Genomic DNA, 12652 nt, shown 5'->3' on the forward strand with positions numbered 1-12652 from the left:
ACGACATGAAAATCGCTTTAATTGCCCACGACAAGAAAAAACAAGAATTGGTTGATTTTTGTGTTGCTTATGAGCCCATTTTAAAAGAGCATGAGCTGTACGCGACTGGTACAACGGGCACTCGGATCATGGAGGCGACTGAGTTGGTTGTGACCCGTTTTAAGTCTGGCCCATTAGGGGGCGATCAGCAAATTGGGGCGCTCGTTGCTGAGAATCAATTCGATTTGATCTTGTTTATGCGTGATCCGTTAACGGCGCAGCCCCATGAACCAGATGTCACTGCTTTAATTCGGTTATGTGATGTGCAAAGTGTGCCGCTGGCGACAAATATGGGAACCGCTGAAATTTTAATCAAAGGGCTTGAGAGAGGCGATTTTGCTTTCCGTGATATTATCCATGAACAAGAAAAAGCAAACCCATTAAAAGAAGGCTGAACGCCTTCTTTTAATGTTGGAGGGAGCAAATGAAAACAAGGAAAGCAGAAAAACAAGACATTGTCCTTATCCAAGAGATTGCCAAGCGTTCATGGGAAGACACGTATAAAGACTTGGTTCCCGCTGATATCCGCCAAGTTTACATCGAGCAAGCTTATTCGCGTCAAAGCTTGTCGGTTAAGATCAACTCTTCTGCTGCTTTTTTTGTGGCGGAAGAGGCTGGTAAAGTCATTGGCTTTGCCCAGCTGACTAGAAGTGAAAACGAAACCGATTTGGCCGCCCTTTATGTCGATCCTAAAAAGCTTGGTTGTGGAGCAGGGACATTGCTTTTTGAAACAGTCGTACACGAACTAAAACAAGGCGAACCACTTGTTGTGTACCTTGAAAAAGGCAATTTTCGTGCTGAACGCTTTTACACAAAATGTGGTTTTGCTTACAAAAACGAATTTAAAGAGCGGCTATTTGGCCATGTCTTTCATACAGTAAAAATGGTATTCAAACAGGATGGAGAGGGAAACACATATGTATAAAACGATCGATGGTGTCCGCGTGTGGGGAGATCCACTTGAAAACGCTGTTGAACAGGCTGTTCGCTGCAGCCAGCATGGCGATGTTGTCCAAACGTTATTAATGGCTGACCACCATAAAGGCTACAGCCAACCGGTAGGAGGCGTTGTCGTCTATGACGGCCAAGTATCCCCTTCTGGAGTCGGTTATGATATTGCCTGCGGCAACAAAGCAGTGCGCACAAATGTTACTTTTGAGGAGATTCGCTTGGCGCTGCCTCAGCTTCTCGACGAAATTTACGAAACGCTCTCGTTCGGCATTGGCCAAAAAAACAAGCAGCCAGTTGACCATGAACTGTTTTCTGATCCTGCCTGGCATGTGTTTTCGGAAATTGAACCGGGGCTTACAGACACATTACAAACATTGGCGCGTAACCAACTCGGAACGATTGGGAGCGGCAACCATTTCGTTGATTTGTTTGTGGAAGAAGAAACAGGCATTTTATGGGTCGCGAACCATTTTGGCAGTAGGGGGTTAGGCCATAAAACAGCTAGCGGTTTTTTGAACTTGGCGAAAAACAAGCCGTTTGCTAGCAAAGTTAGCGGGGAGAGCATGGAGGATGTACCGACTTTGTTTGATGTTGCCTCCGAGTTAGGTGACATGTACATCCGAGCAATGAACTTAGCCGGAAAATACGCATATGCCGGCAGAGACCATTGTATTGCTAAAGTGCTCTCCATTTTGCAAGCAAAAGAAACGTTCTCTGTTCATAACCATCATAACTTTGCTTGGAAGGAAACGCACAATGACAAAGACGTTTACGTTGTCCGCAAAGGAGCAACGCCTTCTGCTCCAGGACAGCTTGGATTTATCGGTGGCAGTATGGGTGATTATTCAGTCATTGTTGAGGGCATTGATAGCAAGGAAAACAAGGACGCTTTTTACAGCACCGTCCATGGCGCTGGCAGATTAATGAGCCGTACACAGGCGGCGGGCCGTTTTACAGGGAAAGGCAAGAACAGACGCCGTAGCGGCGGAGCAATTAGCTCTGAGCAAATGGCAGCTGCGCTTGCTGCGTTTGGAGTAGAATTGCGCGGCGGAGGCACAGATGAAAGCCCGTTCGTATATAAAAAATTAGATACGGTCCTCTCTGCTCATAAAAATACGATTAAAATAAAACACCGCTTAAAGCCTGTTGGTGTTTGTATGGCTGGCGAAAATGAATTTGATCCATACAAAGATTAAGGGTGTTACAGCTGTGCAATAAAAGCATTACCTAGGCGAGATGAGAAAAACGCTTAATTATTCTCCTGCTGTTTATGGAAACTGAAACGTTGTCGATGGGCATCGCTGGCCATAAGGAATTTGGTACGCCGTTGCTTTCCTAATAGTAGATTCCCCAATGAAAACCGTGTTTCTTGTTGTGCTTTTTCGGCTTCCTTCAATAAACGGCATGCCGTTAAACAAAAGAACATAAAATAGATAAATTGGAATATAGGGGGAAGCACGATGATCGTTGAATTTGTTGATATGGATAATCACGATCTTCTTCATCAAATTAAAGGCGAGGAAGCAAAACAATTTTTAGATTATGCGGGGACCATTAATAAAGTCCATTTACGAATCAGCAAAGATCTGTCTTTTCAAGGGGCAATTGCTGAAATGATTTACGACTTGGATTACATTCGTGGGACACCTAGTCAACGAATAGAAGTGCGCTTAGCAAACATTCAAATCAGACGGCTAAATTAAAAAAGCCAGCAAAAGAATGAAAACAGGCTGGCTTTCATAGATGCTAAACTTCTTTTTTCATTAACAAATGGGGAATACCGTCTTCCATAAAGACGTCAGAAGCCGTTTCGTATCCAAGACGATGATAAAACCCTTCTGCATGTTGTTGGCCATGAAGCAACAACGAGGCAGCGCCTTTTTGCAAAGCAATGGCTTCCAATGCTTTTATGATTTCTCTGCCGACGCCTTTTTGGCGCCAGTCTTTTAAAATGCAAATCCGTTCGAGTTTCCCGGCGTTTTCGACTAAACGGATACGGCCTGTCCCGACTGCTTTATGCCCGTCATAAGCAATGACATGTGTACAAGCAGCATCAAGATGGTCATATCGGTCAAACTCGTCTTCAAGTGGGCAATGTTGCTCCTGGACAAACACCCTTTCCCTAATATGAAAGGCTTGTTCTAACTCTGCAAGTGTCGTGGCGATTTTTATTTCCAAAGGTCATTCCCCTTTTTTGTAACATGATTTTTCATTATCATTATTTTACCTTGAAAACGTATGTTCTGTAAATGGTTTAAGTCGAATAAATGGAGCTATGTTACAATAGGAAAAAACAAAGGAAGCTGAAAAAGGAGTGACATAGTTGCTGCTCAAACTAGGGTTTACGTAACAACGGTGCAGAGGACCTCCACATAAATCGGGACAAATCGGCATATATCTGTTTATTTATGGGGAGGAGTCAAAAAGATGGCATATAGCAAGACCTTTTTAGAACAAGTAGAAACAGCAATGAAGCAGTCATTTAGCGGTTGGAATTTTGAGCAGTTAAGAGGGCGAGTGAAAGAGGATGAGCTCGACTGGTCTTATCGGGAATGGGTCAAGGAGTCACTTAAGCAACGGACAGTGCTGGATATGGGCACAGGCGGCGGCGAATTTTTGTCTTCGTGTGCTCCATTTCGAGGAAAGGTCTATGCGACAGAGGGGTATGAGCCCAATGTAGAAATTGCGCAAAAAGCATTAGCTCCGTTTGGCGTCAGTGTACGTTATATAGAAGATGATGACAATCTGCCCTTTTCTGATGAGGCTTTTGACAGCATTATCAACCGTCATGAATCATACAGCGAGCAAGAATTAGCCCGTATATTAAAACCAGGTGGAACGTTTATTACCCAACAGGTTGGCGGTGATGATTGCAAAGAAATCAATGAGGCGCTTTCACTTCCTTTAAATACTGAATTTGCAGAATGGAAGCTGGAAGTGGCCGTTGACCGCTTAGTTGCACACGGCTTCAGCGTTGAAGCTAAGAGGAAGGCTTTCCCAAAGCAGCGTTTTTTTGATATTGGTGCGCTTATTTATTACTTGCGGGCGATTCCCTGGCAAGCACCAGGCTTTTCTGTGGAACGCCATCTGCCCCAGTTGGATCATATCAGCCAGGAAATAAAAAAGAACGGGTATTTTGAAACGACACAGCATCGCTTCATCTTGAAAGCGAGAAAATAAAAAGGGCGGCTTTGTGCCGTCCTTTCAGACTGTAGACAAACGCTCGCATACTTCGTCGTTTGCCTCGGCCATATGCTCATGAACCCCTGTTCTATTCACATCTTCCCTCGGCTGCACTCCTCGTCTGACAAACGTTTTCTATCAGTCTGAATGATTTTGTCGACTAAGTCGGCTACCTCACCGTTTAAGCATGAGAATGGTGAGCGTTGCTTAATTCGAGAAACCATTGCTTGTCCTTAGTCAAAAGGGCAATCTCTTGAAGTGCGCGAATATCATCGGCTTTCAGTTTGGGGGAACATGTTTGCAAGTCATCTTCATTTGCCAAAAGCGGCTGCTTACCATTTAAGACACGCTGCTTGGTATGGAATTGGTAAATTGTTTTGATGGGGGTGTTCGCTGAATTGGACGCCACCACTTTTGCTTCGCTAATCCAACCAAGAATGCGTGCGCGGCCTGCTTTGTAAATAACCCATTCGCCATTTCCGTACATGCCAATCAGCTCCTTTTAAAGAACGTATTCACTGTAAAGAGAAAATATGCGCGAAGAATCAAAAAAGCAAAGCCATTTGTTTCTTAATTTCACGTACTGTATTAAATAGCCCAACTACAGCTTCTCCAAACCAGAAAATTTCACATACCGTATTTAAAAACGAAACAATAAGCTACAACAAAAACAAGCAAAGGAAAGCTTTTTGAGGAAAAGGAGTATGTATTGGAAAATGGGAAAAAACTATGAGAGGAAGACGCTGAACATAAAAAAACATTCTGCTGGGAAAAGGCAGAATGTCGGGGAAATTATTAAGGCACTTTCTACTATAACACAGCTTACGCCTATTGTATAGCGGAATGAGGCTGTTAAATCAATCCAAACACAAAAAAACAAGGAGTGCAATTGCCGTTAATCAAGTGTATAATAGAAAAAATCTTTTTAGATAAGTACAGCAAAGCATTAAAGCAAGGAAAGTTAGATGGTTGCTAAGCAAATTTTAGCTGTCTGAGCACCATTTTCGGTATAATGGGGAAGGGCAACAAACACCTATTGCCAATTGCTTATCAAGAGAAGAAAAAGACAGTCAAGAAAAGAGGTAAAAAGATGAACCAGATCGAACAAGCGGAAGCGGTTTTTGTTATTTTTGGCTCTACAGGTGATTTAGCAAAACGAAAATTGTTTCCTTCTATATACAATTTATACAGAAAAGGCAATTTGAACGAACATTTTGCTGTAGTAGGTTTAGGGCGCCGTGAATGGGATGATGAAAAACTAAGAACAGTCGTGATGGAATCGATCCAAGAAGAACTTGGCGAGCAACGTCCTGAAGTGACTGAATCATTTTTAAAGCATTTTTCCTATCTATCATTTGATGTCACCAACAAAGATTCCTATAGCGAGCTCAATGACAAGTTGCATATTTTGGATGAGACATTCCAAATTCCTGGGAACCGTATTTTTTATATGGCAATGGCACCTGAATTTTTTGGGCAAATTGCACAGTCAATACATAACGAAGGGCTAAAGGACACGCAAGGATGGACGCGTCTTGTGATTGAGAAACCGTTTGGCACAGACTTGCAATCGGCTATCCGTTTAAATGACGAAATACGCCAGGCATTTTCAGAAGATGAAATTTATCGGATCGACCACTATTTAGGCAAAGAAATGGTGCAAAACATTCAAGTGATCCGTTTTGCCAATGCCATATTTGGTTCATTGTGGAACAACCGGCATATCGCTAATATCCAAGTGACTTCCAGTGAACAGCTCGGTGTCGAAGGACGGGGCGGCTATTATGAAAAATCAGGAGCCCTTCGTGATATGGTACAAAACCATATGCTGCAAATGGTGTCTCTCTTGGCAATGGATGTACCTCTTCGTTTGTCCACCGATGATATACGTAGCGAAAAAATTAAAGTGCTACGCGCATTGCGCCCGATTGTCGGCGAGAGCATCAAGGAAAATGTGGTACGCGGGCAATATGGCCGAGGGGAAATCAATGGGCAAGAAGTGATTGGCTATTTAGAAGAAGAAAATGTGAGTGATTCGTCAAAAACAGAGACTTACGTTGCGGCAAAGTTAATGATTGACAATCATGTTTGGGCAGGCGTCCCTTTTTATATCCGCACTGGAAAGCGGATGGCGGTGAAGTCAACGAAAATCGTTGTTGAATTTAAGGAATTACCTTTAAATCTGTATAGCAAGGAAAACAAACAGACTGGGCCGAATTTGTTGATCATCCATATCCAGCCTGATGAAGGCATGACGATTGTTTTGAACGGCAAAAAGATTGGCTCCGCAGATACAACGCCTGTCCATTTGCAATACAGGCATGATAGCGAAGACCGGTTTAACACGCCTGAGGCATATGAGCGGCTCCTCTTTGATTGCATGATGGGCGATGCCACAAACTTTGCCCATTGGGATGAAGTTAGTTTGTCATGGTCGCTTGTTGATGCGATCTCCAAAGCGTGGTCAGAAAGCGGAGAAAAACTGCCAACCTATCGAGCTGGGTCGATGGGGCCGAAAGAAGCGGATGAGCTTCTTGAAGCAGACGGCTTTTCATGGTGGCCTGTTGAAGAAATGTAAATAAAAAAGCTTGGCTGAAAAATTGAATAGACTAAACGAATAAGCGGATATTATGTTCTTTATATGAGCATATATCCTCTTTTTTTGTTAGTTAGATTAGGTTGTACATATTATGATAATATATAGTAAAAAGGGAGATTTTAAGGGGAATGAAAAGTAAAAAAGAAAATCTATTATTGGATAGCGACAAAAGTTTTAAAGCGCTGCTTGAAATAATTGAATCAGTGCCTAGCAGAAAACGAACTATTTCTATTGAAACTCAAGAAAGAGACAAGAATTTCCGTGATATAATTATGCACCTGTATGAATGGCACACAATGCTTGAAAGATGGTATAGAGAGGGTATGGATGGAGATGTTCCTTTTATGCCTGCACCAGGTTATAAATGGAGAACAATCAAGTTACTTAATATGCAAATTTGGGAAAATTATCAAGATGTAACATTAAATCAAGCTATAAAAAAGTTGAAGTTAAGTCATGAAAGAGTAATGGAGCTAATTCGATTACATACAAATGAAGAAATCATGACAAAGAAATATTATAAATGGACTAAAACAAGTAACTTATATAGCTATTTTGCAGCCAACACTTTTAATCATTACAATTGGGCTATTAAAAAATGTGAAGTTATTGCCAGCTCCATAAAAGAAGGAGAAAAGCAAGAGTTTGTGAAATAAATTAATTAAACATCGGCGTGTTCGCTGAGTGAGAGAGGACATAACATATTCGTCATATACAATATGTTATGTCCTTTAATTATCTAACTTTTTCAGTTTAGGTCTTGATAATAGTTAGACCAAGCTTTTTTGTTGTTACTAGCCGCCTTAGTCAAGCCAATTTGTATGGAAAACGCCTTCTTTGTCAATGCGTTGATACGTATGGGCGCCAAAGTAATCACGCTGTGCTTGGAGCAAGTTAGCTGGCAGGCGCTCACTCCGGTAACTGTCATAGTAAGAAATGGCACTCGAAAATCCAGGAACGGGGATGCCATATTCAACTGCTAGAGCTACCACTTCACGCAGTGCTTGTTGATACTTTCTGGAAATGTTTTCAAAGTACGGATCAAGCAGCAAGTTGTCTAAGTTGGCATCTCGCTCAAAGGCATCCGTAATGTTTTGTAAAAAGGCAGCGCGGATAATACAGCCGCCGCGGAAAATTTTCGCGATCTCTCCATATTGAAGGTTCCAATTCATTTCTAAGGACATCGATTTCAACTGCGAAAATCCTTGGGCGTAGGAAAGCACTTTGCTGAAATACAGTGCTTGGCGAATTCGTTCAATTAATTCCTGCTTATCGCCTGTGAATTGTTTTTTCTCTGGGCCTGACAATATTTGGCTCGCTTTAACGCGTTCTTCTTTCATAGCGGAAAGGAAGCGGGCAAAGACCGATTCAGTAATAACTGGAAGAGGTACGCCTAGATCAAGTGAGCTTTTGCTTGTCCATTTTCCAGTTCCTTTTTGACCGGCTGTATCCAAAATCACATCAACCATCGGTTTTCCTGTTTCTTCATCGACTTTTGTGAAAATGTCGGCGGTAATCTCTATTAAATAACTATCAAGTTCTCCTTCATTCCATTCCTTAAATACACTGTGCAAGTCTTCAGCATTAAGGCCAAGCACGTTTACTAATAGCGAATAGGCTTCACAAATCAATTGCATGTCCCCGTATTCAATGCCATTATGGACCATTTTTACGTAATGGCCAGCACCATCGGGGCCGATGTAAGTCGTGCAAGGTTCGCCATTTACTTGCGCCGCAATTTTTTCAAACATTGGCTTGACGAGTTCATAGGCTTCTTTCTGCCCACCTGGCATAATGGACGGGCCTTTTAGGGCTCCTTCTTCACCTCCGGAAACGCCTGTGCCGATAAAGTGAATCCCATGCTCAGCTGCTGTTTGGGAGCGGCGTATTGTATCGGTATAATAAGTATTGCCGCCATCAATGAGAATGTCTTTTTTATCTAATAGCGGGATCACGGAATCAATTACTTGATCTGTGACTTGGCCAGCTTGAACCATAAGCATAATTTTGCGCGGCTTTTCCAAAGAATGAACAAACTCTTCTAATGAAAAAGTACCGACTAAACGCTTGCCTTTGTTGTGGTCAAGAATTTCGTTGATCCGTTCTTCTGAGACGTCATAAAGAGAGACAGAAAACCCTTTGCTTTCCAAGTTCAAAGCTAGGCTGCGTCCCATGACACCGACGCCGACGACGCCAATATTCTGCTTTGCCATATTCTTCTTCCTTTCCAAACTTGCTTTCATATAAATCGATATGAACATACCATATGTAAGCGTTTTTCAGCAAGCTGGTCAACTTAAGAAACCTTAAGTTGACCGACTTGCGATGATCCAAGCATGGCCAAGTTTTGTCCTGAACTTTTCCATCCTCATTTGGTGCTGTTGCATTTGCGCAAAACAATCAGGGGAAAGAAGCGGTGACGGCATAAGGTCATTGCCTTTATCGCTTTCATCTTGTTGGACCGCTTCTGCTACTGCTTCTTTTACAACTTTTACATGGCTAAATCCATTCTCTGTCAAAGCTGCTATCCAATCTTGTGCGGTGAAGAGTGACCGAAAGCCATAACCTTCTTTCAATTCGGCGATTTCCTCTGACGTTAGAGATTGTGTGCATATAAGCTCATTTGCATACATTTTTCCATCAAAGGCTAAGACTCGCTTTATTTCTTTTAATGCTTTCTCTAAATCAAGGAAAGCTAGCACCGATTCCGATAAGACAATATCGACGCTATTACTAGGGAAATCCATCGCTTCAATTGATCCTTCATGTAAAGATACAGCCACATTTTGTTCAGAAAAGCGCTGTCTCGCTTTTTGCAGCATGACAGGGTGTCGCTCAATCGCCCAAACGTGGCAGTCATAAATTTGTTTTAAATAAGCAGCAGTTTGCCCGGTACCGCAGCCACAATCAAGGATGACGGTATGATCATCAATATCCATATTGACGATCATTTTTTTAGACTCCGCAAACCCTCCCGGGTGGGCACTGCCAATGCCAAATGCAGCTAACATATCTGTATAATCCATAATCCCTCTTTCCGTCCTCTTTAGTTACATGACCTAAAGGGGACTTTATTAGAATGGGCCATTAGGCGTTTATTGCAGATTATGCAGCCGCTCGCTTAGTGTGCTTATATGACAGCTATGTTTCAATTGTAATCGCAAAAACAAGCGAAATAAGCAGATTTAAGCAAAATATAAGCGGAATTTGTATCTGTGTTCTTGGCTATAGCGTCTTTTCATGACAAGAACGATACAAAAATGTACAAAAGCGGCTAATTGTGAGTAATTATGTAATAAGGCGGAAGGGTTAGGGAAGAAAGTGCCAGTTATATGTCCCTGAATTAACTTTTATTACAGTTTGATTTCGTGTTGTTTAAGAAGAGCGCAAGACGATTGTCTCCTAGCCTGAAGACTGTTACTATCCATATCAGCAAGTAATTGAAGGAGGCACTACTTTGAAAAAACAAATTCCATTCAAAGTCTTTCGCAGCATCGGGCTGCCAGTTGTGACTGCAGGAGTTATTTTCTTCAGTGCACCAACAATGGCTAACGCCATGTCAGACCGCACCCTTTCGCAAGGCGACAGTGGCGAGCAAGTGGAACAATTGCAACTACTTTTGACAGACAACGGGGTTTTTGATAAAGAAGATATAAACGGAACATTTGGAAACTCCACGGCATCAGCGATTAAGGAATTCCAAGCATCTGAGGATTTGCTTGTGGATGGCATCGCTGGATTGCAAACACTAGGTGCCTTGCATGCCCTTGAGCATGGCGATGAAGGCAAATTAGTTGAAGAACTGCAAAAACAATTACTAAACTTAAACTATTATAAAGGCGAAGTGGATGGACTTTTCGGTTCCTTAACGGAACGGGCAGTGGAAAACTTTCAGTCTGACAACGGGATTGCAGTAGACGGTATTGCTGGCCCGGCTACATACAGCAAGCTCTATTACAATCAAAAGGCAGCTTCAGCCGAGCCAATTAAAGTAGAAGAAAAGCAAGCTGAACCAAAACAACAGTCAGAAGAAACAAGCGAAGAACCGAAAGCAAAGCAAAATCAAGAACCGCTTGAAACAGTAGAGGAAGAACCGGTAGAGGAACCACAAGCTGAACCACAAGCAAAAGCAGAACCAGAAACACAGCAAGAAAGTAAGAAAGAAGAGCCAGCAGAAGAATCGGCTTCTGCTAAAAGCGAACAACCAGCTGAAGAAGCTCCTAAAACGGAAGAAGACTCTAAGACTACAGAAGGTACAGCTACGTATCAAATGGAAGCTACCGCTTATTCAGCCGATTGCAATGGCTGCTCAGGTGTAACAGCAACAGGGATTGATCTAAAAGCGAATCCAAATCAAAAAGTGATCGCGGTAGACCCAAGTGTCATCCCTCTTGGCAGCCGTGTGTACGTGGAAGGTTATGGTGAAGCCATTGCTGGAGACACTGGCGGTGCGATAAGCGGCAATAAAATTGATGTCTTTGTCCCATCTCAAAGCGACGCCATTAATTTTGGCCGTAAAACTGTCAAAGTGACTGTTTTAGACTAGTAAGAGAATGCGAACGATGCGCCCTATGGGCGCATCGTTTTTTATGTTACAGCTAAGTTACATTCAGATTAAAAAGCTTGTAACGTGGGTTAAAGAGGGACACGAGTGAGTAGGTATGGTAGCAGATTACGAGAAAGCGAGGCGAACAAGATGAATATTGCTTACGAGGAAAGACGCCGCCGCCACTTAGGAGAACCTGTTGAAAAAAGCGCTAAAATTAAGGGGAGAGTTACCATGCCTATAAAACTTTGTTTCTTCTTTATGAGCGTACTCTTGTTTAGTTTAATTAGTGTACCTGAACAGGCAGACGCTGACACATTCAGTCCAATACACGAAGGTGAAAAAAGCGAACGCGTTGAGAAACTACAAGACTATCTTGTAGAGAGCGGCTACTTAGAGGATCAAGATCGGTCCCATACATATGACAGTAAGGTAGTAGCAGCAGTTAAGCAATTCCAACAAGACAATAACTTATTAGTAGACGGCATTGCTGGGGTGCAAACCCTTGGTTCAATGGCTGTTTTACAAGAAGGAAGCGACGGGCTTCTTGTTAACATGCTCCAAAAAAAATTAGCGCAGTTGCAATACTACCAAGCAGACATTGATGGGTACTACGGTGTATTGACAAAAGCTGCGGTGACCGCTTTTCAAAAACAGAACGGCTTAGCAGTAGATGGTATCGCTGGCCCGCTAACCTTTAAAGCATTGTATTACAGTGAGGCAGAACCTGCTGAACAGCGAGAAAAGAAAAGTGAGAAAGCCAATGAAAACAATAATGGAGTAGAGAAAAACGAATCAAACAAAAGTGAAAATGGGGAAGAAGAAAACGAACTAAACGAAAGTACAAATGGTGACGTAGAGCAGCCAACAGAGAAAAAAGAGGAAGAGCCAGCCAACACGGCTTCTTCTACACACAAAAGCGAAGGCAAAAAGACTTTCCAGATGGAAGCAACCGCTTATACAGCGTATTGCCATGGTTGTTCGGGTACAACAGCGACAGGCATCGATTTGCGTGCCAATCCAAATCAAAAAGTAGTAGCCGTTGATCCAGCAGTCATCCCTCTTGGCAGCCGTGTGCATGTAGAAGGGTATGGAGAAGCGATTGCTGGAGATACAGGTGGGGCCATTAAAGGACAAAAGATCGACCTTTATATGCAATCAGAAGCGGATGCTTATGCATTCGGCAGGCAACAAGTGACTGTCACTTTGCTTGAATAACAGGCTCTGCGTTGGCTACCATCATGTCGTCTAATAGAAAACCGTTGTTAGACGAGGAGTGCAGGCATAGAAAAGGATCAATAATTTGAGGCAACTTGCGACAGACTTGAGTGTTT

General features: G+C 42.6%; 13 protein-coding genes. 9 read left to right on the forward strand and 4 right to left on the reverse strand.

The window, feature by feature from the left end:
• Positions 1–5: 5 nt before the first annotated feature.
• The 4 genes from mgsA (at position 6) to BUC05_RS03095 (ending at position 2693) form a co-directional block, all read left to right on the forward strand.
• Positions 6–434 (forward strand): methylglyoxal synthase, encoded by a 429-nt coding sequence (mgsA, locus tag BUC05_RS03080; RefSeq protein ID WP_011246760.1) that lies wholly within the window; start codon positions 6–8, stop codon positions 432–434.
• 29 nt (positions 435–463) lie between these two features.
• Positions 464–964: a GNAT family N-acetyltransferase gene (locus tag BUC05_RS03085; RefSeq protein WP_073304060.1), complete on the forward strand. Its 501-nt coding sequence runs from the start codon at positions 464–466 to the stop codon at positions 962–964.
• Entirely contained in the window at positions 957–2186 is a 1230-nt protein-coding gene (locus BUC05_RS03090) for an RtcB family protein (protein WP_073304062.1), read from the forward strand. The genes BUC05_RS03085 and BUC05_RS03090 overlap by 8 nt, the downstream gene beginning before the upstream one ends.
• A gap of 264 nt (positions 2187–2450) precedes the next feature.
• Positions 2451–2693, forward strand: a complete 243-nt coding sequence (locus tag BUC05_RS03095) for a hypothetical protein (RefSeq protein WP_011246763.1) — start codon at positions 2451–2453, stop codon at positions 2691–2693.
• Between the two features lie 43 nt (positions 2694–2736).
• Here the strand turns inward: BUC05_RS03095 and BUC05_RS03100 are convergent, their stop codons facing one another.
• On the reverse strand, positions 2737–3168 hold the full coding sequence (locus BUC05_RS03100; protein WP_073304065.1) for a GNAT family N-acetyltransferase: 432 nt from the start codon (positions 3166–3168) through the stop codon (positions 2737–2739).
• Positions 3169–3417: 249 nt separating this feature from the next.
• On the opposite strand from BUC05_RS03100, the gene BUC05_RS03105 reads away from it, so the two are divergent.
• Positions 3418–4170, forward strand: a complete 753-nt coding sequence (locus BUC05_RS03105; RefSeq protein ID WP_063609383.1) for a class I SAM-dependent methyltransferase — start codon at positions 3418–3420, stop codon at positions 4168–4170.
• Positions 4171–4354: 184 nt separating this feature from the next.
• Here the strand turns inward: BUC05_RS03105 and BUC05_RS03110 are convergent, their stop codons facing one another.
• Positions 4355–4660: a hypothetical protein gene (locus BUC05_RS03110; protein ID WP_011246766.1), complete on the reverse strand. Its 306-nt coding sequence runs from the start codon at positions 4658–4660 to the stop codon at positions 4355–4357.
• A 603-nt stretch (positions 4661–5263) separates the two neighbouring features.
• Here BUC05_RS03110 and zwf point away from each other — a divergent pair.
• Entirely contained in the window at positions 5264–6751 is a 1488-nt protein-coding gene (zwf, locus tag BUC05_RS03115) for a glucose-6-phosphate dehydrogenase (protein WP_011246767.1), read from the forward strand.
• A gap of 149 nt (positions 6752–6900) precedes the next feature.
• Entirely contained in the window at positions 6901–7428 is a 528-nt protein-coding gene (locus BUC05_RS03120) for a ClbS/DfsB family four-helix bundle protein (protein ID WP_011246768.1), read from the forward strand.
• Between the two features lie 147 nt (positions 7429–7575).
• Here the strand turns inward: BUC05_RS03120 and gndA are convergent, their stop codons facing one another.
• Entirely contained in the window at positions 7576–8985 is a 1410-nt protein-coding gene (gene gndA / locus BUC05_RS03125; protein ID WP_011246769.1) for an NADP-dependent phosphogluconate dehydrogenase, read from the reverse strand.
• A gap of 93 nt (positions 8986–9078) precedes the next feature.
• Entirely contained in the window at positions 9079–9798 is a 720-nt protein-coding gene (locus BUC05_RS03130; RefSeq protein ID WP_011246770.1) for a class I SAM-dependent methyltransferase, read from the reverse strand.
• A 431-nt stretch (positions 9799–10229) separates the two neighbouring features.
• On the opposite strand from BUC05_RS03130, the gene BUC05_RS03135 reads away from it, so the two are divergent.
• Both BUC05_RS03135 and BUC05_RS03140 read left to right on the forward strand, forming a co-directional pair.
• Positions 10230–11318 (forward strand): peptidoglycan-binding protein, encoded by a 1089-nt coding sequence (locus tag BUC05_RS03135; protein ID WP_011246771.1) that lies wholly within the window; start codon positions 10230–10232, stop codon positions 11316–11318.
• Positions 11319–11552: 234 nt separating this feature from the next.
• Entirely contained in the window at positions 11553–12536 is a 984-nt protein-coding gene (locus tag BUC05_RS03140; protein WP_041824584.1) for a peptidoglycan-binding domain-containing protein, read from the forward strand.
• Positions 12537–12652 lie beyond the last annotated feature (116 nt).

It is taken from the genome of Shouchella rhizosphaerae (assembly GCF_900142675.1).
Lineage (GTDB): Bacteria > Bacillota > Bacilli > Bacillales > Bacillaceae_D > Shouchella > Shouchella rhizosphaerae.

What these genes read in the sequence shown, in the direction of transcription:
- BUC05_RS03130 (WP_011246770.1), bottom strand. Translation starts at nt 9,798, where the DNA reads ATGGATTATACAGATATGTTAGCTGCATTTGGCATTGGCAGTGCCCAC.
- BUC05_RS03105 (WP_063609383.1), top strand. Translation starts at nt 3,418, where the DNA reads ATGGCATATAGCAAGACCTTTTTAGAACAAGTAGAAACAGCAATGAAG.
- zwf (WP_011246767.1), top strand. Translation starts at nt 5,264, where the DNA reads ATGAACCAGATCGAACAAGCGGAAGCGGTTTTTGTTATTTTTGGCTCT.
- BUC05_RS03085 (WP_073304060.1), top strand. Translation starts at nt 464, where the DNA reads ATGAAAACAAGGAAAGCAGAAAAACAAGACATTGTCCTTATCCAAGAG.
- BUC05_RS03095 (WP_011246763.1), top strand. Translation starts at nt 2,451, where the DNA reads ATGATCGTTGAATTTGTTGATATGGATAATCACGATCTTCTTCATCAA.
- mgsA (WP_011246760.1), top strand. Translation starts at nt 6, where the DNA reads ATGAAAATCGCTTTAATTGCCCACGACAAGAAAAAACAAGAATTGGTT.
- gndA (WP_011246769.1), bottom strand. Translation starts at nt 8,985, where the DNA reads ATGGCAAAGCAGAATATTGGCGTCGTCGGCGTCGGTGTCATGGGACGC.
- BUC05_RS03120 (WP_011246768.1), top strand. Translation starts at nt 6,901, where the DNA reads ATGAAAAGTAAAAAAGAAAATCTATTATTGGATAGCGACAAAAGTTTT.
- BUC05_RS03140 (WP_041824584.1), top strand. Translation starts at nt 11,553, where the DNA reads ATGCCTATAAAACTTTGTTTCTTCTTTATGAGCGTACTCTTGTTTAGT.
- BUC05_RS03110 (WP_011246766.1), bottom strand. Translation starts at nt 4,660, where the DNA reads ATGTACGGAAATGGCGAATGGGTTATTTACAAAGCAGGCCGCGCACGC.
- BUC05_RS03090 (WP_073304062.1), top strand. Translation starts at nt 957, where the DNA reads ATGTATAAAACGATCGATGGTGTCCGCGTGTGGGGAGATCCACTTGAA.